The organism is Streptomyces bottropensis ATCC 25435, from assembly GCF_000383595.1.
Classification (GTDB): domain Bacteria; phylum Actinomycetota; class Actinomycetes; order Streptomycetales; family Streptomycetaceae; genus Streptomyces; species Streptomyces bottropensis.
This window is the reverse complement of sequence record NZ_KB911581.1, coordinates 690,293-710,677: the sequence shown is the minus strand read 5'-3', so window position 1 is coordinate 710,677 and position 20,385 is coordinate 690,293. Positions and strand designations below refer to the sequence as shown.

Annotated in this window: 23 protein-coding genes; 10 read left to right on the top strand and 13 right to left on the bottom strand. The window is 71.7% G+C overall.

Going from position 1 to position 20,385, the window contains the following annotated elements; all coding sequences use genetic code 11:
- Nucleotides 1-79: 79 nt before the first annotated feature.
- Together STRBO_RS0103160 and STRBO_RS0103155 are read left to right on the top strand one after the other, a co-directional pair.
- The gene (locus tag STRBO_RS0103160; protein WP_020113767.1) at nucleotides 80-571 is read left to right on the top strand and encodes an inorganic diphosphatase; all 492 of its coding nucleotides are present in this window, start codon (nucleotides 80-82) and stop codon (nucleotides 569-571) included.
- A 133-nt stretch (nucleotides 572-704) separates the two neighbouring features.
- On the top strand, nucleotides 705-2,432 hold the full coding sequence (locus tag STRBO_RS0103155; protein ID WP_381210615.1) for a threonine/serine exporter family protein: 1,728 nt from the start codon (nucleotides 705-707) through the stop codon (nucleotides 2,430-2,432).
- A gap of 107 nt (nucleotides 2,433-2,539) precedes the next feature.
- Here the strand turns inward: STRBO_RS0103155 and STRBO_RS0103150 are convergent, their stop codons facing one another.
- Both STRBO_RS0103150 and STRBO_RS0103145 read right to left on the bottom strand, forming a co-directional pair.
- Nucleotides 2,540-3,502 (bottom strand): DedA family protein, encoded by a 963-nt coding sequence (locus STRBO_RS0103150; protein ID WP_005475825.1) that lies wholly within the window; start codon nucleotides 3,500-3,502, stop codon nucleotides 2,540-2,542.
- Between the two features lie 225 nt (nucleotides 3,503-3,727).
- Entirely contained in the window at nucleotides 3,728-4,489 is a 762-nt protein-coding gene (locus STRBO_RS0103145; protein ID WP_005475828.1) for a MerR family transcriptional regulator, read from the bottom strand.
- 126 nt (nucleotides 4,490-4,615) lie between these two features.
- Here STRBO_RS0103145 and gad point away from each other — a divergent pair, with 126 nt between their 5' ends.
- Nucleotides 4,616-6,058 (top strand): glutamate decarboxylase, encoded by a 1,443-nt coding sequence (gad, locus tag STRBO_RS0103140; protein ID WP_005475830.1) that lies wholly within the window; start codon nucleotides 4,616-4,618, stop codon nucleotides 6,056-6,058.
- Between the two features lie 151 nt (nucleotides 6,059-6,209).
- Here the strand turns inward: gad and STRBO_RS0103135 are convergent, their stop codons facing one another.
- The 5 genes from STRBO_RS0103135 to STRBO_RS0103115 all read right to left on the bottom strand — a co-directional run bounded on the left by STRBO_RS0103135 (nucleotide 6,210) and on the right by STRBO_RS0103115 (nucleotide 9,962).
- Entirely contained in the window at nucleotides 6,210-6,851 is a 642-nt protein-coding gene (locus STRBO_RS0103135) for a PadR family transcriptional regulator (RefSeq protein WP_005475833.1), read from the bottom strand.
- 89 nt (nucleotides 6,852-6,940) lie between these two features.
- The gene (locus STRBO_RS0103130; RefSeq protein WP_005475836.1) at nucleotides 6,941-7,198 is read right to left on the bottom strand and encodes a type II toxin-antitoxin system RelE family toxin; all 258 of its coding nucleotides are present in this window, start codon (nucleotides 7,196-7,198) and stop codon (nucleotides 6,941-6,943) included.
- Nucleotides 7,195-7,458 carry a type II toxin-antitoxin system prevent-host-death family antitoxin gene (locus STRBO_RS41310; RefSeq protein WP_078531364.1) on the bottom strand — a complete coding sequence of 88 codons (264 nt, stop codon included), beginning with the start codon at nucleotides 7,456-7,458 and terminating at the stop codon, nucleotides 7,195-7,197. Before STRBO_RS41310 ends, STRBO_RS0103130 begins: the two co-directional genes overlap by 4 nt.
- 63 nt (nucleotides 7,459-7,521) lie before the next feature.
- Nucleotides 7,522-8,982, bottom strand: a complete 1,461-nt coding sequence (locus STRBO_RS0103120) for an aldehyde dehydrogenase family protein (RefSeq protein WP_020113766.1) — start codon at nucleotides 8,980-8,982, stop codon at nucleotides 7,522-7,524.
- Nucleotides 8,983-9,137: 155 nt separating this feature from the next.
- A complete protein-coding gene (locus STRBO_RS0103115) occupies nucleotides 9,138-9,962 on the bottom strand; it encodes a helix-turn-helix domain-containing protein (RefSeq protein WP_005475840.1) in 825 nt (274 codons plus the stop codon).
- Nucleotides 9,963-10,309: 347 nt separating this feature from the next.
- Here STRBO_RS0103115 and STRBO_RS0103110 point away from each other — a divergent pair, with 347 nt between their 5' ends.
- A complete protein-coding gene (locus tag STRBO_RS0103110; protein WP_005475841.1) occupies nucleotides 10,310-10,804 on the top strand; it encodes an ATP-binding protein in 495 nt (164 codons plus the stop codon).
- An 81-nt stretch (nucleotides 10,805-10,885) separates the two neighbouring features.
- Here STRBO_RS0103110 and STRBO_RS0103105 read toward each other — a convergent pair whose 3' ends face one another.
- The 5 genes from STRBO_RS0103105 to rpmG all read right to left on the bottom strand — a co-directional run bounded on the left by STRBO_RS0103105 (nucleotide 10,886) and on the right by rpmG (nucleotide 13,626).
- On the bottom strand, nucleotides 10,886-11,152 hold the full coding sequence (locus STRBO_RS0103105) for a DUF397 domain-containing protein (protein WP_005475842.1): 267 nt from the start codon (nucleotides 11,150-11,152) through the stop codon (nucleotides 10,886-10,888).
- A gap of 499 nt (nucleotides 11,153-11,651) precedes the next feature.
- Nucleotides 11,652-11,885 (bottom strand): 30S ribosomal protein S18, encoded by a 234-nt coding sequence (rpsR, locus tag STRBO_RS0103095; protein WP_005475844.1) that lies wholly within the window; start codon nucleotides 11,883-11,885, stop codon nucleotides 11,652-11,654.
- A gap of 5 nt (nucleotides 11,886-11,890) precedes the next feature.
- Nucleotides 11,891-13,165 (bottom strand): CobW family GTP-binding protein, encoded by a 1,275-nt coding sequence (locus tag STRBO_RS0103090; RefSeq protein WP_005475846.1) that lies wholly within the window; start codon nucleotides 13,163-13,165, stop codon nucleotides 11,891-11,893.
- 5 nt (nucleotides 13,166-13,170) lie between these two features.
- The gene (locus STRBO_RS0103085; RefSeq protein ID WP_005475848.1) at nucleotides 13,171-13,455 is read right to left on the bottom strand and encodes a type B 50S ribosomal protein L31; all 285 of its coding nucleotides are present in this window, start codon (nucleotides 13,453-13,455) and stop codon (nucleotides 13,171-13,173) included.
- A gap of 6 nt (nucleotides 13,456-13,461) precedes the next feature.
- On the bottom strand, nucleotides 13,462-13,626 hold the full coding sequence (gene rpmG / locus STRBO_RS0103080; protein WP_005475851.1) for a 50S ribosomal protein L33: 165 nt from the start codon (nucleotides 13,624-13,626) through the stop codon (nucleotides 13,462-13,464).
- Between the two features lie 61 nt (nucleotides 13,627-13,687).
- Between rpmG and rpmB the strand changes: the two genes are divergently transcribed.
- From rpmB to STRBO_RS0103060, 4 genes are all read left to right on the top strand, one after another.
- Nucleotides 13,688-13,924 carry a 50S ribosomal protein L28 gene (gene rpmB, locus STRBO_RS0103075; RefSeq protein WP_028796437.1) on the top strand — a complete coding sequence of 79 codons (237 nt, stop codon included), beginning with the start codon at nucleotides 13,688-13,690 and terminating at the stop codon, nucleotides 13,922-13,924.
- A complete protein-coding gene (gene rpsN, locus STRBO_RS0103070; protein WP_005475853.1) occupies nucleotides 13,924-14,229 on the top strand; it encodes a 30S ribosomal protein S14 in 306 nt (101 codons plus the stop codon). Before rpmB ends, rpsN begins: the two co-directional genes overlap by 1 nt.
- 493 nt (nucleotides 14,230-14,722) lie before the next feature.
- Nucleotides 14,723-15,256 (top strand): hypothetical protein, encoded by a 534-nt coding sequence (locus tag STRBO_RS0103065; RefSeq protein ID WP_020665483.1) that lies wholly within the window; start codon nucleotides 14,723-14,725, stop codon nucleotides 15,254-15,256.
- A gap of 156 nt (nucleotides 15,257-15,412) precedes the next feature.
- Nucleotides 15,413-15,973, top strand: coding sequence for a DUF4232 domain-containing protein (locus STRBO_RS0103060; RefSeq protein WP_005475855.1), 561 nt, complete (start codon nucleotides 15,413-15,415; stop codon nucleotides 15,971-15,973).
- A 21-nt stretch (nucleotides 15,974-15,994) separates the two neighbouring features.
- Here STRBO_RS0103060 and STRBO_RS0103055 read toward each other — a convergent pair whose 3' ends face one another.
- Nucleotides 15,995-17,200: a DUF2786 domain-containing protein gene (locus tag STRBO_RS0103055; RefSeq protein ID WP_005475856.1), complete on the bottom strand. Its 1,206-nt coding sequence runs from the start codon at nucleotides 17,198-17,200 to the stop codon at nucleotides 15,995-15,997.
- A 104-nt stretch (nucleotides 17,201-17,304) separates the two neighbouring features.
- Between STRBO_RS0103055 and STRBO_RS0103050 the strand changes: the two genes are divergently transcribed.
- Together STRBO_RS0103050 and STRBO_RS0103045 are read left to right on the top strand one after the other, a co-directional pair.
- Nucleotides 17,305-18,111: an ABC transporter ATP-binding protein gene (locus STRBO_RS0103050; RefSeq protein ID WP_005475857.1), complete on the top strand. Its 807-nt coding sequence runs from the start codon at nucleotides 17,305-17,307 to the stop codon at nucleotides 18,109-18,111.
- Nucleotides 18,105-20,288: an ABC transporter permease gene (locus tag STRBO_RS0103045; RefSeq protein WP_020113762.1), complete on the top strand. Its 2,184-nt coding sequence runs from the start codon at nucleotides 18,105-18,107 to the stop codon at nucleotides 20,286-20,288. Before STRBO_RS0103050 ends, STRBO_RS0103045 begins: the two co-directional genes overlap by 7 nt.
- Nucleotides 20,289-20,385: the final 97 nt, after the last annotated feature.

Sequence of the window (20,385 nt, the reverse complement as noted above, 5' to 3'; positions counted from 1 at the left end):
CAGCCCCTTTCGCGATCACCGACCTGCGTGAGGGACACTTAACCACCAGAACTATGTGTTGATCATGGAGGAGCCACCGGTGGAGTTCGACGTCACGATCGAGATTCCGAAGGGTTCGCGGAACAAGTACGAGGTGGACCACGAGACCGGTCGGATCCGCCTGGACCGTCGACTCTTCACCTCGACCGCCTACCCGACCGACTACGGCTTCGTCGAGAACACTCTCGGCGAGGACGGCGACCCGCTGGACGCGCTGGTCATTCTTGACGAGCCGACGTTCCCGGGCTGCCTCATCAAGTGCCGTGCGATCGGCATGTTCCGGATGACGGACGAGGCCGGCGGCGACGACAAGCTGCTGTGCGTCCCGGCGACCGACCCGCGGGTGGAGCACCTGCGTGACATCCACCACGTCTCGGAGTTCGACCGCCTGGAGATCCAGCACTTCTTCGAGGTCTACAAGGACCTGGAGCCCGGCAAGTCCGTCGAGGGCGCCGACTGGGTCGGCCGCACCGAGGCCGAGGCCGAGGTCGAGAAGTCGTACCTGCGCTTCAAGGAGCAGGGCGGTCACTGACCCCGACGCTCTTGTCTGCTGATCGCACGAACGGGCCGCGTGACCCCTTGAGGGGCGCGCGGCCCGTTCGCGTGCCGGTGCGTATCGGTGCGCATACTGGCGTGTCGAGGTGTCGTTCAGGGAGTGCGGCGAAGTGGGAGTGACTGAACCGGCCAGGCGCGGACCCGGGGAGGGCCGTAAGCCGGTGTCGGACGAGGCGAGCGAGGCTTTCGTGCCGGTGGGCGTGGCCCTGGGGATCGACGGCGACGCGTCGGTGACCTCGGAGTTCAGGGTTCCGGCCGGGCTGGACGTACCGGCCGCCGGGGCGGAGTCGGAGGCACAGACGACCTCCGAGTTCGCCCTGCCGGAGGGACTGGCGCCGCCCGAGCCGGTGGCGACGGAGCAGGAGGGGTCCGCGTTCAGTGTGCCGCGGACCTACAGCGCGCGGCACGCGCCGGTCGCGTTCACGCCGCCGGGCGGGGTCCCGGTCGTCAGCCTGACCAAGGACGTGCCCTGGCAGGACCGGATGCGCACGATGCTGCGGATGCCGGTGGCGGAGCGGCCCGCGCCGGAGTCGGCGGCGCGCACGGAGGGCGACACGGGGCCCGCCGTGCCGCGCGTGCTCGACCTCACCCTGCGCATCGGCGAACTGCTGCTCGCGGGCGGTGAGGGCGCGGAGGACGTGGAGGCGGCGATGTTCGCCGTGTGCCGGTCCTACGGCCTCGACCGCTGCGAGCCGACCGTCACCTTCACCCAGCTGTCGGTCACCTACCAGCCGTCGCTGGTGGACGACCCGGTCACGGCGGCCCGGATCGTCCGGCGCCGGGCCACCGACTACACCCGGCTCGCGGCCGTCTTCCAGCTGGTGGACGACCTCAGCACGCCGGAGAGCGCCCATACGCTGGAGGAGGCCTACCGGCGGCTCGCGGAGATACGGCGCAACCGGCACCCCTACCCCGGCTGGGCGCTGACCGGGGCGAGCGGACTGCTGGCGGGCGCCGCCTCCCTGCTGGTCGGCGGTGGGGTCGTCGTCTTCGTCGCCGCCGCGCTGGGCGCGATGCTCGGCGACCGGCTGGCCTGGCTGTGCTCGGGGCGTGGGCTGCCGGAGTTCTACCAGTTCCTGGTGGCGGCGATGCCCCCGGCGGCGATCGGGGTGGCGCTGACGGTGACGCAGGTGGACGTGGCGGCGTCCGCCGTGATCACCGGTGGGCTCTTCGCGCTGCTGCCCGGGCGGGCGCTGGTCGCGGGGGTGCAGGACGGACTCACCGGCTTCTACATCACCGCCTCCGCCCGGCTCCTGGAGGTCATGTACCTCTTCGTGGGCATCGTGGCGGGGGTGCTGCTCGTCCTGTACTTCGGGGTGAAGGTGGGCGCCGAGCTGAACCCGGACGCGGCGCTCGGCAGCGCGGACCGGCCGCTGTTGCAGCTCGGGGCCTCGATGCTGCTGTCGCTGACCTTCGCGGTGCTGCTCCAGCAGGAACGATCCACCGTGTTGGCGGTGACCCTCAACGGGGGTGTCGCCTGGGCCGTGTACGGGGCCATGCACGAAGCGGGCGGGATCTCACCGGTGGCCTCCACGGCGGTGGCCGCGGGGCTGGTGGGTCTGTTCGGGCAGCTGCTGTCGCGGTACCGGTTCGCCTCCGCGCTGCCCTACACGACGGCGGCGATCGGGCCGCTGCTGCCGGGGTCGGCGACGTACTTCGGGCTGCTGGCGTTCGCGCAGAACGACGTGGACGCGGGGCTGGTGTCGCTGACCAAGGCGGCGGCGCTGGCGATGGCCATCGCCATCGGGGTGAACCTCGGGTCCGAGGTGTTCCGGCTGTTCCTGCCGGGTGCCGCGCGGGCGGGGCGCAAGGCCGCGAAGCGCACCAGGGGTTTCTGAGCGCCTGAGGGCTCGGGGGTACGGGCGCGTCGGCGGGTGCGGGTACGTCGCGGTGGTTCGCTCGGTTCCCCGCGCCCCGCAAGAGCGGGGCACGGGGCCTTGGCCGTTCAGTACTGCGGGTAGTCCTGGCCCTGGTAGCCCTGCTGGTTCTGCTGCGGGGGGTACTGGTTGCCCTGGGGGTACTGCTGGGCGTACGGCTGCTGCTGGGGCTGCTGGTAGCCGTAGTCCTGGTGGCCCTGCTCGCTCTGGTGCCCCTGGTTGCCGTAGCCCTGCTGCGGGTAGCCCTGGTTGCCGTAATTCTGCTGCTGGTAACCCTGGTTGTCGTAGCCCTGGTCGGGGTCGTACGGCTGCTGCTGGGGCTGGTCGGAGGACGGGATGCGGCGGAGCTGGGTCGTCGCGTCGTCCATGGCCGGGGCGGCGGGGGGCTGTTCCGACTGCGAGGGGCGGTTCTTCTTCGCCTTCCTCGCCTTGAGGAGCTCGAAGACGATCGGAAGCACGGAGATGAGGACGATCAGGAGGAGCATCGCCTCGATGTTCTTGCGGACGAACTCGATCTGCCCGAGCCAGGAACCGAGCAGGGTGACGCCCGCGCCCCAGAGGACGCCGCCGACGATGTTGAAGATGAGGAACGTGCGGTACTTCATGCCGCTGACGCCGGCGATGATCGGCGTGAAGGTGCGCACGATCGGCACGAAGCGGGCCAGGATCAGGGACTTGGGCCCGTGCTTCTCGAAGAACTCGTGTGCCTTGGTGACGTTCTCCTGCTTGAACAGGCGGGAGTCCGGCCGCTTGAACAGCGAGGGGCCCACCTTCTTGCCGAACATGTAGCCCGCCTGGTCACCCAGGATCGCGGCGACGCAGATGAGCACGATGGCCAGCCACAGCGGGAAGTCCAGCGTCTTGGCGGTGATCAGCATGCCCGCCGTGAACAGCAGCGAGTCGCCCGGCAGGAAGAAGCCGATGAGGAGGCCGGACTCGGCGAACACGATCAGGAGCAGGCCCCAGATACCGAACGAGTCGAGCAGATAGTCCGGATCCAACCAGCTCGGTCCGAGGGCGATCGTCGTCACGGTTCCGGGCTCCTGGGGGGTGAGAGAAAGTGCGGGCCTTTGGGTGGGGACCCACGGCGGTGGGACCCACAGGGGTGACCAAAGCTATCAACGCACGGTCACCCCGCTAGGTTCCACCGGCTCCCCCAGGGTGCCCTGTGGCCGCACTGAGACCAAGCCGTGTGGTCAGCCGCGGGTTCAGGCGCGCCATGAGTCAGGCGCGCCATGGGTCAGGGGCGCCATGGGTCAGGGGCGCCTCCGGTCCGCGTTGGCGTGGATCGCGCCCCGCAGATGCTCGGCGAGACCGGGGCACATGCCGTCGTAGAAGGCCTTGAAACGCTCGTCGGAGACGTACATCTCGCCGAGGTTCCGGTGCATCTCGTACGGGCAGTCGTAGAACCAGGTGTTGATGTGCTGCCGGTGCTCCTCCGCCATGGCCGTGGCAGCCTCGCCGGTCGGCTCCTCGCCGGCGGACATCAGGGCGTCGTAGCGCGCGCCCCAGTCGGCCACCTCGTCCTGCATGCGCTGCCAGTCGGCCTTGGTGTACGAGGCGGCGCGGCGCTGCGACTCGGCGTACGCCTCCGTGCCGCCCCAGCGCTGTTCCGCCTCCTCGGCGTACTGGTCGGGGTCCTTGTCGCCGAAGACCTCGAACCGTTCCTCGGGGGTGAGGTTGATGCCCATCTTGCGTGCCTCCATGGCGTGCTCCACGGCCGCGGCCATCTTCTGCAGCTTCTCGATCCGGGCGGTCAGCAGCTCGTGCTGGCGGCGCAGGTGCGTCCGCGGGTCCGCGTCCGGGTCGTCGAGCAGGGTCGCGACCTCGTCGAGGGGGAAGCCGAGTTCCCGGTAGAACAGGATCCGCTGGAGCCGGTCGAGGTCGTCGTCGCCGTAGCGGCGGTGACCTGCGCCGGTGCGCTCGCTCGGGACGAGGAGTCCGATCTCGTCGTAGTGGTGCAGCGTGCGCACCGTGACCCCGGCGTAGCCCGCGACCTGTCCCACGGTGTGGCCCATGCTCCCGCTCCCTTTCTCGGTACGCGTTCCAGACTGGGTCCTCACGTCACGTGAGGTGCAAGTCCGTTTCCGCCATGCTCCGCGCGCGAGGTGCGAGTCCCGGGCAGCGGACCTACCGTCGGATACATGCCACTGCACCGATGGGACAGCGACGACGCGCAGGACGGCGGGGCCGGGCGGAAGGACGGGCACCGGCTCGCCGTGAACCCCTTCTACGGTCAGGCCGCCAACCCGGTCGGCGGGATGACCGAGGCTCCACCCAAGCATCGGCTCCCGGACGCGCCGCTGACCCCTTCGACGGCGTACCAGCTCGTCCACGACGAACTCATGCTGGACGGCAACTCCCGGCTCAACCTCGCCACCTTCGTCACCACGTGGATGGAGCCGGAGGCCGGGGTGCTGATGGGTGAGTGCCGGGACAAGAACATGATCGACAAGGACGAGTACCCGCGCACGGCCGAGCTGGAGCGGCGCTGTGTGTCGATGCTCGCCGATCTGTGGAACGCGCCGGACCCGGCCGCCACCGTGGGCTGCTCGACCACCGGGTCCAGCGAGGCCTGCATGCTCGCCGGGATGGCCCTCAAGCGGCGGTGGGCGAAGCGGAACGCCGACCGGTATCCGTCGGCGGACGCCCGGCCGAATCTCGTGATGGGTGTCAACGTCCAGGTCTGCTGGGAGAAGTTCTGCAACTTCTGGGAGGTCGAGGCCCGGCAGGTGCCCATGGAGGGCGACCGGTTCCATCTCGACCCGGCGGCGGCCGCGGCGCTGTGCGACGAGAACACCATCGGGGTCGTGGGCGTCCTCGGCTCCACCTTCGACGGGTCCTACGAGCCGATCGCCGAGCTGTGCGCGGCCCTCGACGACCTGCGCGACCGTACGGGGCTGGATGTGCCCGTCCATGTCGACGGCGCGTCCGGCGCGATGGTCGCGCCCTTCCTCGACGAGGAGTTGGTGTGGGACTTCCGGCTGCCCCGGGTGGCGTCGATCAACACCTCGGGGCACAAGTACGGGCTGGTGTACCCGGGGGTCGGCTGGGCGCTGTGGCGTTCCGCGGAGGAACTGCCGGAGGAGCTGGTGTTCCGGGTGAACTACCTGGGCGGCGACATGCCCACGTTCGCGCTCAACTTCTCGCGGCCCGGGGCGCAGGTCGTCGCGCAGTACTACACGTTCCTGCGGCTCGGGCGTGAGGGGTTCCGGGCGGTGCAGCAGTCGACGCGGGACGTGGCGATGCGGCTCGCGGAAGAGGTCGACAAGCTCGGTGACTTCCGGCTGCTCACGCGGGGCGACGAGTTGCCCGTGTTCGCCTTCACCACGGGCGAGGACGTCACCGCGTACGACGTCTTCGACGTGGCACGGCGGATGCGGGAGCGGGGGTGGCTGGTGCCGGCCTACACGTTCCCGGAGAACCGGGAGGATCTTTCCGTGCTCCGGGTGGTGTGCCGCAACGGGTTCACGTCCGATCTCGCGGAGCTGTTCCTGGAGGATCTCGGGAGTCTGGTGCCCGAACTGCGGCGGCAGTCGGGGCCGTTGACGCGGGATGCGGGGGCGGCGACGGGGTTCCATCACTAGGGGCGCGGGGTGGGTGCCTGGGGGCTGGGAGGGTGCGGGTGGTTGGGCGGGTGCGGGTGGGTCGTGGCTTGTCGCGCAGTTCCCCGCGCCCCTGACACTCGCGGTTGCACGCGACGTGCCCTGCCCCGTACCTGAGGCGGGTGCAGGGTTGTCAGTGGGTGTCGCCCGGGTGTGGTTCGCCTGTTGCGTAGGGGTTTTTCTGGCCCTCCGGGAGGATGCCGATGAAAGGGGCGCCCTCGCCGGCGAACGTGTAGGCGCCGGCGCGGATGCGGGCGATGAGGCCGCGGGTCCAGTCGGCGCCCGTGTCGGCGGAATGGATCCAGTAGTTCATGATCTCGCCGATGTGGCCGAGCTGGCCGGGTCCGTCCTCGGGGGTGTAGTACTCGGTCACGGAACGGCGCCACTTCTCGATGGACCGCACCCGCTCCTCCAGGAGCCCGAGCACCTCCTCCCGGCCGAGGTCGACCATGGTGCCGAGGGCGGCGGAGAGGATGTCCGGCTGCTGGTCGTAGGCGGTGAGGGACTCGCGCACGAGCCGGAGGTACTCCTCGGTGCCCTGCTCCGTGATCTCGTACTCGGTCCGGGGCGGCCCGCCGGCCGGGGAGGGGGCGATCTCGTGCGCGAGCAGCAGTCCCTGCTTCGCCATCTGCTTCAGGGCGTGGTAGATCGAGCCGGGCTTGGCGTTGGACCACTCGTGCGCGCCCCAGTACTCCAGGTCGTTGCGGACCTGGTAGCCGTGGGCCCGCCCGTGCTGGCGCACGGCGCCGAGCACGAGAAGACGGATCGCTGACATGCGCCAAGCGTAGAACCAGGCGGGATCACCCCGGCTCGCACCCGGCTCCCGGCCCACCGGACCCCGTTACGCGATCCGGGCCCCCGGCCTCAGGAACACGCGCCTGTACGGCCCACATGTTCGATGTGGAGGGTGCGCGCCTCAGAGGCGAGGCGGTACAGAATGCGCCAAGGACCGTGGTGCAGACGGCGATGCTCCGCACCCCAGGCACGCGACCCTTCGGGTCGCTCGTTCTCGGCCAGTTGGTCGGTGGCCCGCAGCAGCGCGTCGACGCTGTCGGGATCGTCCTTGAGGTGTCCGGCGGCAGCGTCGAGAGTCGCAGGTTCCCACTGAACCTGCCAGGTCACTCGCCCCTCCCCGCCGCTTCAAGCAGCGCGCGGCGGGCCTCGTCATGCGGGATCGGGGTCTCGACGCGACCGAGAGCGCGGTCACGCTCCAGTCGGGCAAGGGCGAGAGCGTCCTCAAGGTCCTCCAGTTCGGCGGGAGAGACGAGGACGGCAGCCGGAACGCCGCGATCAGTCAGAGTGATGTGCTCGTGCTGGGCGGCCCGGCGGGCTAGTTCCCCGAGCTTGCCCCGCGCCTCCGCGATGGGATACGTAGCAGACATGCACCTAGTGTGCGCCTAGATGCATGTCTGCCACGTGTGATCCTCGGAGCCGACGGGTCTCCCTCAGAACGGGAAGAAGCTCCGCTTGTGCTGGACCGAGATCCACTTCTGGGTGGTGAAGGCGTCCACCGCCGTGTCGCCGTTGAGGCGGCCGACGCCGGAGTGCTTCTCGCCGCCGAAGGGGACGAGGGGCTCGTCGTGGACGGTGCCGTCGTTGACGTGGAACATGCCGGTGTCGATCTGCTTGGCGAAGTTCACGCCCCGCTCGATGTCGGCGGTGTGGACGGCGCCGCTGAGGCCGTACGGGGTGTCGTTGACGAGGGTGACGGCCTCCTCCTCGCCGTCGAAGGGGACGAGGAAGGCGACCGGGCCGAAGACCTCCTGCCGCAGGAGGGAGGAGTCGGCGGGGAGGCCGGTGAGGACGGACGGCTCGACCAGGTTGTCGGTCGTGGAGCCGTGGACGAGCGCGGTGGCTCCCTCGGCGAGGGCCTGCTCGACGACGCCCCTGAGGGCTTCCGCCTGGGAGGCGTTGATGACCGGGCCGATGACCGTCGACGGGTCGCTCGGGTCGCCGACCTTCAGGGACTTCACCTTGGCCACGAACTTCTCGGTGAACTCGTCCTGGACGGAACGGTCGACCAGGACGCGGTTGGCGGCCATGCAGACCTGGCCCTGGTGGACGTAGCGCGAGAAGACGGCGGCGTCGACGGCGTAGTCGATGTCCGCGTCGTCCAGGACCACCAGGGCGCTGTTGCCGCCCAGTTCGAGGATCGCGCGCTTGAAGTTCGAGGCGGCGACGGTGGCGACGTGGCGGCCGACCTTGTCGGAGCCGGTGAAGGAGATGACCTTGGGGATCGGGTGCTCGATGAAGGCGTCGCCTATCTCGGCGATGTCGGTGACGACGACGTTGAGCAGACCGGCGGGCAGGCCCGCGTCCTCGAAGATCTTCGCGACCAGGGTGCCACCGGTGATGGGGGTGTTCTGGTGCGGCTTCAGCACGACGCCGTTGCCGAGGGCGAGGGCCGGGGCGACCGACTTAACCGAGAGCAGGAAGGGGAAGTTGAAGGGGCTGATGACGCCCACGACGCCGACCGGTACGCGGTAGAGGCGGTTCTCCTTGCCCTCGACCGGCGACGGAAGGATTCTGCCCTCGGGGCGCAGCACCAACTGGATCGACTCGCGCAGGAACTCCTTGGCGAGGTGCAGCTCGAAGCCGGCCTTCAGACGCGTGCCGCCCAGCTCGGCGATGATCACCTCGGTGATCTCCTGCTCGCGCTCCTCGACGAGGGCGAGGGCCTTCTCGAAGACCGCGCGACGCGCGTAGGCGTTGACCTGGGCCCATTCCTTCTGCGCCGTCCTGGCGGCCCGGTAGGCCTCGTCCACCTCGTCGACCGTGGCGATGGTGATCGACGCCAGCTTCGCGTCGTCGTACGGGTTGAAGTCGATGATGTCCCAGGAGCCTGAACCCGGGCGCCACTCGCCGCCGATGTACTGCTGTGCCAGGTCGGTGAAGTAGGACGACATGTGATCCTCAATCAGTCGGCATCGATCAAGATTGATCACTCGTCATCGTACGTGTGGGTAAGGGGAGTTGGAGGGGAGTTGGAGGGTACTCGGGAGACTCCGTGAAGGCCCCGAGCCGACCCGGAGAGGCTCGGAAGCAGCGGGGCCGGCGGTCCTCAGGAGAGCTGCAGCAGCCCCCGCAGCAGGTCACGGCTCTCGGCCGTGGACGGGCTGTCCTCCTGGAGCTGCCCGATCGCCCGCTCGTACTGGGCGATGTCCTCGCGCTTGTCCAGATAGAGCGCGCTGCTGAGCTGTTCGAGATAGACGACGTCGGTGAGGTCGGACTCGGGGAAGCTCAGCACGGTGAAGGCGCCGCTCTCACCGGCGTGACCGCCGAAGCTGAACGGCATGACCTGGATCCGTACGTTCGGGCGCTCCGAGATCTCTATCAGATGCTGGAGCTGACCGCGCATCACTTCCCGGTCGCCGTACGGCCGGCGCAGCGCGGCCTCGTCGAGGACGCAGTGGAACTCGGGGGCGTTCTCGGACACCAGGTACTTCTGGCGCTCCATGCGCAGGGCCACCCGCTTGTCGATCTCGGCCTCGCTCGCACCCTTCATGCCCCGGGAGACCACCGCGTGGGCGTACGCCTCGGTCTGCAACAGGCCGTGCACGAACTGCACTTCGTAGCTGCGGATGAGATGGGCCGCCGCTTCGAGGCCGACGTAGGTGGGGAACCAGCTGGGCAGGACGTCCGAGTAGCTGTGCCACCAGCCGGCGACATTGGCTTCCTTGGCCAGGGAGAGGAGCGAGGTGCGCTCGGTCTCGTCGGTGACGCCGTAGAGGGTCAACAGGTCCTCCACGTCACGGGTCTTGAAGCTGACCCGGCCGAGTTCCATCCGGCTGATCTTCGACTCGGAGGAGCGGATCGAGTACCCGGCCTTCTCCCGGGTGATCCCCTGCGACTCGCGCAGCCGCCTGAGATGCGAGCCCAGCAGCATCCGCCTCACCACCGACCCGCTCGATTCACCGGCGCCCACGTTCGTCCAGCCTCCCCAACTTCTTCAAGGGCCGCAGTCTGCCACTAAACCACTCCGATCCGCACTCGCCCGGTTACAGAAATGGAAAGTCTTCAACATCTGAGACAGGCGGGACGCGCGAGGAGTAAGGGCAGGGTGGCAGTAAAAATGTTCAGCAAGCGGCATGGGAAGGTCCATTTCGGGCGCGTGCACGTGCATCTGCCCTTGCATCTGCTGTACGCATCAGAAACCATGGTCCCGCGCCACCGCTGCATCGCAACGACCGCAGACACCCGGGAGTGCCTCGCATGGGGACGAATGGATCAACCATGCTCGAACCCTTACGGCAGGGACTTCCGCCACTTGATCCCGCGACCGTGTCGGACGCCGCGTCCTGCGCGCTGCCGCCCCGTTACGAAGCGGTGCGCGAGGCACGGCAGTTCACCCGGGGCACGCTCGGCCAGTGGAAGTTGGACGACCGCTTCGACGACGTCTGTCTCGTGGTCTCGGAACTCGTCACCAACGCCCTGCGGCACGGCCTGCCCTCCGGCAACGGCTCGCGCCCCGACCAGGATCCACCGGTACGGCTGCATCTGATGCGCTGGACCGAGCGGTTGGTGTGCGCGGTGCGCGACCCCAGCCACGACAGCCCGGTCGCGGGCGACTCCGAGGACTTCTCGGCGGAGTCGGGGCGCGGGCTGTTCCTGGTGGACTCGTTCGCGGACAGCTGGGGCTGGCATCCACTGGGCGGCGCACTCAACGGCAAGGTGGTGTGGGCACTGTTCCAGGTGCCGCGGACACCGGACCCGCACTGCGCCCACTGAGAACCGCGGCGCCTTTCGGCGCCGCGGTTCTACGCGTGTCACATCGTCGGACCCCACCGCTCCCCCGCCGCCGGGCGGGAGTCATCCGACCAGGTGGTCGAACTCACCGTCCTTGATGCCCAGGAGCATCGCCTCGATCTCGGCGCGCGTGTAGACGAGCGCCGGGCCGTCGGGGAAGCGGGAGTTGCGCACCGCCACCTCACCGCCGGGCAGCCGGGCGAACTCCACGCAGTTCCCCTGCGAGTTGCTGTGCCGGCTCTTCTGCCAGGCCACCGCGTGGAGCTGGGTCAGCTCCGTCGCGGCCATGCCGTTGTACACGTCATCCACGCCGTACACGTCGTGGTCCACAGGTCGCTCCCCGGGGTGGTGCAGTGGTGCGCTTGATGCGCATTGGCACTGGTGTGGCCAGTGATGCCCGTGCTGCCAGTGATGCAGCGGTCAACTGCCCCGGATCATAGCTTCGTTCACGTGCCGACGCATGAGCGGATGCACCTGCGCATGCACGAGCAGATGCACGTGCACGAGGGGTGAGCCCGCAGTCACAGCACCGCGGCACTGGAGAGACGTGTCTCGGGGCGATCCTGTTCCGTCAACGGCTGGGGAGATTCGGTGTCGCCTTGGTGCATGCCCCCCTGCCCCTCCCTACGGGGGCCGGGTCCGCGCGGTTCAGGAAGCGGGGCCGGTGCGCGCAGGATGGCGGGAAACGAGTGCCCCCGGGGAGGCCGTGGAGCCTCCCCGGGGGCCGGGTGGGGGTGGTGGTTCGAGGGTGACGGGTGGGGCTTCCACGGCGGTTGGACCGCTGGATGGTGAGCCGGTTGACGGCCGATGCCGGGGTCCGTGGCCGTCGTCAGCGGGCGGAGTACGGCAGGAGGGCCATCTCGCGGGCGTTCTTGATGGCGCGGGCGAGCTGTCGTTGCTGCCGGGCGCTGACGCGGGTGACCCGGCGGCTGCGGATCTTGCCCCGGTCGGAGACGAAGCGCCGCAGCAGGTCGGTGTCCTTGTAGTCGATGTACGTGATCTTCGCCTGGTCCAGCGGGTTGGGGCGGGACTTGGCGGGCGTGCGCTCCGGCTTGCGGGGCATGGCGGTCAGACCTCCAGGAAGGTGTCGAAGGGGCGCGGCAGCCGTTCCCAGGCGACGCGGCCGGCGGCGTACTCGGTGTCGGTCAGCAGGCAGGACTCCAGGAGCTGTTCGAGTCCGTCGCGGTCCAGGCCCGGGGAGGTGAAGACGAGGTGCTGGCAGCGGTCGCCGTGCTCCGGGTGCCAGTCGAGGGCGGCGGCGGCCCGGCGGACCGGGGGAACCAGGTCCCAGGCGGCGTCCGGCAGCGAGGCGAGCCAGGGGCCGACCGACTCCACGCACAGGGCGCCGCCGGCCGCGTCCCAGTGCAGCAGGGTGTCGGGGCGCTCGGCCAGCCAGAACCGGCCGCGGCTGCGGGCGGCCGCGCAGCAGAGGTCCTCCAGTGCCGCGTAGAGCCGCTCGGGGTGGAAGGGGCGGTGGCGGTGCCAGACGAGGGTGGTGACGCCGTGTTCGTCGGCGTCCGTGGGGAGGAGGGCGCAGGCGGGGTGCTGGGCGGCGGCCGCCGCGTCCACGTCGAAGCCGGCGAACGCGGCGGTGAGCAGGGGCGGGGAGCGCCGTGGGTGGTGCTGGACGCTGCCGGGCGCGGGCGCATTGTCGCCGGTCGCGCCCCGCGGCGGAGCCGTAGGTCGATGCTGGCCCGCGCCCCTTTCGGGGCCTGCCGCCACCTCAGGAGCACGGCCCCGGTCGCCGATGGGCACCCGCTGGGCGGTCGGGTGGAGTTGGGCCAGCAGGGCCCTGTCCTCCTCGTCGGCCTCCTCCGAGTCGAGCACGGCGAGGACCGGGGCGTACTCCAGCTGGCGGGCGAAGGTGTCGGCGACGGTGCGCTGGTCGGTGGAGGCCGCGGCGAGGCCCCGGTCGGCGAGGTCGTCGCCGTTGCCGAGGTAGGGCAGGAGAAGTGCGGGGTCCACGGCCGTGATCACGGAGGTGAGGCGGAGGCCGCCGGCGGCGATCACCTCCGCCATCGCCTTCGGCTCCACCGAGTCCCAGAGTTCGACCACGGCCAGGCGGGTCAGGCCCGCCTCGGCCAGGCGTTCCAGTTCGGGGACGAGGTCCTCGCGCAGGGCGCAGCAGGCGCAGTCGTCGACGAGCCGGGTCTCGCCGGTGGAGACGAGGCCCCCGGCGTCCCGGACGGTCCTGACGACCTTGGCGTCCGGACCGTCGGCGGCGGTGGAGAGGTCGTGGTGCAGCGCGACGCTGCCCGGGACCCCGGCGAGCAGCGCCTCGACGGCGGCCCGCCGGGCGTCGGCGTGCAGCCCGCCGACGATCGCGACAGACAGCTGGGTCACGTCGGTCAGCCCCGCTTCTTCCCGGTCGCTGCGGCCGCCACGGAGTTCTTGGCGCCGTACCGCTTCTCGAACTTCTCCACGCGGCCCGCCGTGTCCAGCACGCGCGCGGTGCCCGTGTAGAAGGGGTGGCTGACGTTCGAGATCTCGACGTCGACCACGGGGTAGGTGTTGCCGTCCTCCCACTCGATCGTCTTCCCGCTCGTCATCGTCGAGCGGGTGAGGAAGGTGTGGTTCGCGGCGCGGTCCCGGAAGACGACGGGCCCGTAGGAGGGGTGGATGTCCTTCTTCATCGTCGGTCAGCGCTCCTCTCGGAAGTCGACGTGGCGGCCGGCCCTCGGGTCGAACTTGCGCAGCGTCAGCCGGTCGGGGTCGTTCCGGCGGTTCTTGCGGGTGACGTAGGTGTATCCGGTGCCGGCCGTGGACCGGAGTTTGACGACCGGGCGGAGTTCGTTGCGTGCCATGCTGGTATGTTACTGAAAATGAAATCCATTTGCACTACCTGATCGAGAGAGGTGCGTCACCTTGTCCGCCCACTGCATGCTGACCGGAGCCCGGCCCGGCTTCGGCAACCGCATCTCCCACTCCCACCGGCGTACGTCCCGCCGCTTCGACCCGAACATCCAGTCCAAGCGGTACTGGCTGCCGAGCGAGAACCGTCACGTGCGGCTCCGGCTGAGCACCAAGGGGATCAAGACCGTGGACGTCATCGGCGTCGAGGCCGCCGTCGCGCGGATCCGTGCGCGGGGGGTGCGGGTCTGATGGCGAAGAAGAGCAAGATCGCGAAGAACGAGCAGCGGCGCGAGGTCGTCGCGCGGTACGCCGAGCGGCGGGCCGAGCTGAAGGAGATCCTGCGGCGGCCGTCCACCACGGAGGCCGAACGCGACGCGGCCCGGCGGGAACTGACCGCCCAGCCCCGCGACGCGAGCGCGACCCGCGTCCGCAACCGGGACCAGGTGGACGGCCGGCCCCGGGGGTACTTCCGCACGTTCGGGCTGTCCCGGGTGAGCTTGCGGGAGCAGGCGCACGCGGGGCACTTGCCGGGGGTGCGGAAGTCGTCCTGGTAGGGCCGTCGATCGGGGGCGGGGGCGGGGGCGGCGCGCGAGGTCTGCCGGGGGCCGAAGGGGCGCGGGTCCTGCCGAGCGCCGGGGGGCGTCGGTCTGCCGGGCGCCGGAAGGCCGTGGGGCCTGCCGGGGACCGGAGGGTTGTCGGTCCGCCGGGCGCCGGGCGGGCGCCGGGTGCTCGCGTCGACCGGCGTCACGCGGCTGCCCCGTCTCGGCCCGACGTGGCGCCGTCGTAGCCGGGGGTGCGGCTTCGGCCCGGTCGCCCGTCGGCGTCGCCTGACGGGCCGGGGCGGGCGGGGCCCCTCGGTCTGGCCGGTGCCGGGGCGCATGGTGGCGGTGGGGGTGTCGTCGGTGCTCCTTCGTTCTCGGGGTTCTCACAGTTCCCGGCCGTCCGGTGCCCCGCTGCTGCTGGTAGCTTGCCGCTGTCGCTGCGGCGACCGGACTCGGCCACGGCTTTGGGAGATCTCCAGTGACTACGGCGACTACGGCAAGGCCCGTGACCAGGGTGTCCTCCGCCCGGCGGGGCGCGCGCGTCGCGGCCGCGGCGGCCGGGCTCGCGGCCGCGCTCGTGCTGACCGGATGCGGCGGTGGCGGCGACGGCCCCGAGGCCAAGGAGTCGTCGGCCCCGCCGAAGGCGAGCGACAGCGCGGACGGCGGCGGTTCGAAGGGCTCCTCCGGCGTCGCGACCGAGCTGCAGGGCAACTGGCTGGCCACGACCGACGGCAAGGCGGTCGCCCTGTTCGTCAACGGCGACGAGGTCGCCGTCTTCGCGGGCACCGCGGTGTGCAGCGGCAAGGTCGCCGACGAGGCGGACATGCAGATGATCAGCCTCAAGTGCCAGGACGGCAGCGACGCCCGCACCGAGGGCATGGTGGACAAGGTCGGCTCCAAGGCGCTGACGATCACCTGGGAGGGCGACGTCGGGCAGGAGACGTTCCAGAAGGCCGAGGGGTCCCTGCCCTCGGAGCTGCCGACGGACCTGCCCACCGGCCTTCCCACCGATCTGCCGACCGCGAGCGCCGGATCGTAGATCAGGTTGCGGATCGGGTCCGCGGTGGGGCGGGGATCGTAGATCATGTGAGGGCGGGCGGGCCGCGGGGCCTGCGAGTTCCCCGGCCTGTTCGTCCCTTCACCTCTTCACCGGCTGTGCTGTGACAGCCACGGCCACGAACACCCCGGGAACTCCATGCGCACCGCTCCGACCGCCATCGCCGCCGCCCTCCTCGCCGCCCTCACGCTGACCGCCTGTGGCGGGAGCGACGGAGGTGACGGCGGGGAGGACGGCAAGACCGGTGCCGCCACCCCCGAGAGCACGAAGGGCGGCGCCTGCACGGCCGCGCAGGCCGGTTTCGAGATCGGGCCCAGCAGTGCCGCGCCGGCCGCCGGCGACGAGGGCGCCGTGCCGGTCACCGTCACCAACAAGGGCGACGCCGCCTGCACGCTGAAGGGCCTCGCCGGGGTCGACCTGTTCGCCGGCGACAAGTCCTGGGCGCTCAAGGCTCAGGAGGGCGCGTCCCAGGACACCGAGGTGACGCTGGAGGGCGGTCAGTCGATGACCTTCACCATCGCCTACGTGCGCGGGGTCGCCGGTGACGCGGAGAAGAGCGCCGCGGTGGACACGGTGAAGCTGGCCCTGCCCGGAGACACCAAAGTCAGCAGCTTCAAGTGGCCCGACCCCGAGGTCGCGGTCGAGTCGGAGAGCACGCTGGAGGCGACGGTCGGGCCGTTCCTGCCGGCGGGCGACTGAGCCACCGGGTCCGCCGCCGCCTCAGGACGGCAGCCGGGGCCGCGCCCGGACCTGGGCACGGTCGGCGGCCTCCGCCCCCTGCTGCCAGCCGGCCAGGTCGCTGACGCCCCGCACGCGGGTGGTGACCGTGTCCGGGAACATCCGGCCCACCTGCTCCCGGACGGCGACGTCGCGGGCGGCGAGGACGGGCAGCAGATCCTGCCGCTGATCGCCCGCCCCGTGCGCCCCCACGCCCTCGGCCTCCGCCTCGGCGACCTGGGCCTCGGCGACCTCCGCCAGGCGGTCCCCTATCCGGTGGGCGTAGGCGGCCAGGAACGACTGCCGGAAGGTCTTGGTCCGCTTGCGGCCGGACCTGCGCTGGGCCGCCTCCGCCTTCGTCATCGCGGTGGTGGCCTGGACGAGGAGCGAGGTGTGGAGCAGTTCGACCGCCTCCAGGTCCGCCTCGAACCCGACGACCGTGGAGAAGCCGAGGTCCGCGTTCCAGACGGCCTCGCAGCGGTTGGCGCGCGCCACCGCGTCGAGGAGCACCGCCTTGGCCGTCTCGTACGGGGGCTCGACGCCGATCCGGCAGGCGCCGGGCGTGTTCGCGCCGTGCGCGCGGGCGGCCAGGAGCGCCTCGTCGATGCTGTGCCGCGCCATCAGCTCCTGCGCCTTCGCGCTGAGCGCCTCCGCCTCCTCCGGGAACCCGGTCGCCTCCGCCTTGGCGAGGAGCGCGCGGATCCGGCCGAGCATGCGGGACTCCGGGTGGGGCGAGTTCTGCGCGCTACCGGTCTCCTGCGGGCGGTCCAGGGATTCGAGGGTGGGCAGCCGCAGCAGGAGGCGGTACAGCTCCAGGGCCGTGGTGGCGTACGAGAAGCGGTCCGCGCGGGTGGGGCGGGTGGTCAGCTCCCTGACCTCGTCGAGCTGGGCGGCCCAGCGCGGGCCGGGTGACCGCCGCTGCCCGGGCGTACGCCCCTCGCCGTACGCGTCCTCGTGTTCCTCGACGACGAGCCGTGCGAGGAGCGTGACGTGCTCGTCCTCCAGCTCGCGCCGCACGAACCGTACGACGTCGGCGGGCTGCCAGCCGCGCCGCCAGGCGCCGGCGACGAACTCCCGTCCGCGCCGGGACAGTTCCCCATCGGCCGCGGGGTCGGCGGCGAGCAGGGAGGCGCCGGTGTCGAGGGCGGCGTCGGTGTCGGCGTAGAGGGCCGCCTCGAAGGCGCGCTCCACCGTGCTGGTCGTACTCACGTGTTCGATCGTGTCATGCGGTACGCGGGGGTAGGGCCGGCCCTACCCCGAGGACGCCCTCCAGTGGTCGTGTGCGGGCGGGGCGCGGACGGTTCGCTAGGGGCATGACCACGACAGATACAGCGGAAGCAGCGGTACCGGGGGAAACGGCGGGCGCCGCCGTGCGCGTACGGGGCCTGCGGCGGTCGTACGGGGAGGTCGTCGCCCTGGACGGGGTGGATCTCGACTTCGGGGCCGGGACCTTCACGGCGGTGATGGGGCCCTCGGGGTCGGGGAAGTCGACGCTGCTGAGTTGCGCGGCGGGGCTGGACCGGCCCTCGGACGGGACGGTGCGGGTCGACGGGGTGGAGCTGGCCGGGCTGGGCGAGCGACGGCTGACACTGCTGCGCCGGGAGCGGATCGGGTTCGTGTTCCAGGCGTTCAACCTGCTCCCCTCGCTCACCGCCGCGCAGAACGTCGCCCTGCCGCTGCGGCTCGCCGGACGGCGGCCCGCGCGCGGGGCGGTGCGCGAGGCGCTGGCCCGGGTGGGGCTGGCCGAGCGGGCCGGGCACCGGCCGGCCCAGCTGTCCGGCGGCCAACAGCAGCGGGTCGCCGTGGCCCGGGCCCTGATCACCCGCCCGGCGGTCCTGTTCGGCGACGAGCCCACAGGGGCGCTCGACACCACGACCAGCCGTGAAGTGCTGTGCCTGCTACGGGAGTTGGTGGACCGGGAGGGCCAGACCACGGTCATGGTCACGCACGATCCGGTGGCCGCCTCGTACGCGGACCGGGTGGTGTTCCTGGTGGACGGGCGGGTGAGCGGAGAGCTGGCCCGGCCCTCGGTGGAGGCGGTGGCGGCCCATATGGCGGGGCTGGAGAAGCGGACCGCGCGCGGCACGGCCGAGGCCGCTGTCGAAGGTGTGACGTGCTGACCCTGTCGTCGTTGCGTACGCGGTGGGCCGCGTTGCTCGGATCGTTCGTCGCCGTGGCGTTGGGGGTCGGGGTGATGACCGCCATGGGGCTGGGGCTCGCGGCGTCGCTCGATCCGCCCGCGCGTGCGCCGGAGCGTTTCGGTTCCTCCCCCGTCGTGGTGGCGGGCCAGGACAGGCTGACGGTCGAGGTGCGGCGGGGGCCGGGTTCGGCCCGGGTGTCGAAGCGGCTGGCGTATCCACACCCTGTGGACGAACGGCTCGTGGCGGAGCTGCGCGCGCTGGGGCCGGTGACGACGGACGGGGGCGGCCGGGGCTCGGCGGGCCCCGACGCGGTCGGGGTGGACGCGCCCGCCGCCGACGTGCGCGCGGTGGTCGGGGACCGGGCGCGGGTGCTGACGGGGGACGCGCGGCGGCAGGTGGATCCGGGCCACGAGCGGGACGCGGAGGCGCTGGTCGCCGTGAACTCGCTGCTCGGCACGGCCGGCGGGGTCACCACCTTCGTGTCGGTGTTCGTGACGGCCTCGACGTTCGCCTTCGTGGTCGCCCTGCGCAGGCGGGAGTTCGGGCTGCTGCGGATGGCGGGCGCGACTCCGGGGCAGGTACGGCGGCTGCTGCTCGGGGAGGCCCTGGCGGTCGGGGTCGTGGCGTCCGGCGCGGGGTGCGCGCTGGGGGCGTGGGGGGCGCCCGTGCTGGTGCGGGAGCTGGTGGACGGTGGCGTCGCGCCGACGTGGTTCGCGGTGCCGGACGCGGTGGTGTGGCCGTACCACGTGGCCTTCTGGACAGGGGTGTCGGTGGCGCTCGCGGGGGCCTGGACGGCCGCGCGGCGGGCCGGGCGGATCGGGCCGGCGGAGGCGTTGCGCGAGGCGTCCGTGGACACGGGGGTGCTGCCGCTGTCGCGCCGGGTGCTCGGCGCCGCCCTGCTGGCGGGCGGGCTGGGGCTGCTGGCCTGGAAGGTCGGGACCGACCCCGCCGACCTGCTGAAACGCAAGACGTACACCACCCAGCCGATGCTCCTCGTCACGGCGGCGGCCGCGCTCGCCCCGCTGCTCGTCCGGCCCGTCGTACGGCTGCTGGGCGCGGCGCTGCCCGGGGCCACCGGGCTGCTGATCCGGGAGAACGCGGCCACGTCGGTACGCCGTACCGCCGCCGTCGCCGCGCCGGTGCTGGTGACCGTCGCGCTGGCCGGGTCGCTGCTGGGGGCCGCGGGCACGGTGGCGCGGGCGAAGGGGGCGGAGGCGGAGGCGCGCACGCGGGCGGACTTCGTGGTGACGGGTGCGCGGGCGGACGACGTGGTGACGGGTGGGGGACGGACGGCCGGCGGCGGCAGAGTGCCCGGGGCGACCGTGGCCGGGTCGGCCTCCACCGCCGTGTACGTGGTGGAGGAGGGGAGCGCGCTGGTGCGTTCCGAGGCGCGGGCGGTGACGGACGTGCCGGCCTTCGCGGCGGTGTCGCGGCTGCCTGTGGTCGACGGTGACGTGCGCGACCTCGACGACCGGTCGATCGTCGTGAACGAGGAGTGGGAGCGGCACCGGGTGGGGGACCGTGTGCGGGTGTGGCTCGGGGACGGGCGTCCCGTGCGACTGCGGATCGCGGCGGTGCTCGCGCGGGGGACCGGGGACAACGGGGCGTACGTGACGTCCGCGAACGCCGGTGGCGCGCTGGTGGACCGGGCCGAGGTGCGGGTGGACGGCGGGGCGGACCGGGCGGGGGTCGCGGCGGCCCTGGAGAGGGCGGCGGCCGGGACCGGTGCGACCGTGCGGCCGGCCGAGGAGTGGCTCGCGGCGAACCGTCCCGGCACCGGGGCGCACACCCGGCTCGGGTTTCTCGTGGTGCTGGGGATCGCGCTCGTCTACGCGGCGATCTCGCTGGCGGGGACGCTGGTGATGGCCACGTCGGCACGGGGCGCGGAGCTGCGGTCGTTGCGGCTGGCCGGGGCCACCCGGGGGCAGGTGCGGGTGGTCGTGGTGGGCGAGGCGCTGGTCGCTGCCCTGGTGGGCGTGGTGCTCGGAGCGGCGGTCACCGTGGTGAACCTGACGGGGGTGGCGGCGGCGCTGGGGGTGCTGTCGGCGCCGGTCGGGGTGCGGGTGCCCTGGGAGGTGGTCGGGGCGTGCGTGGGGGCGTGCGGGGCCGTGGCGGTGGTGGCGGCCGGTGGGGCGGCCGGCCGGGCGGGGCGGTGAGGGGGCGTCGACGACCGAGCGGGGAAACGGGGTTGACGGTCTTCCGCGGCGTGCGACCACTGTCAACCGAAGGTTGACAGTGATGGGGTGTCAACCT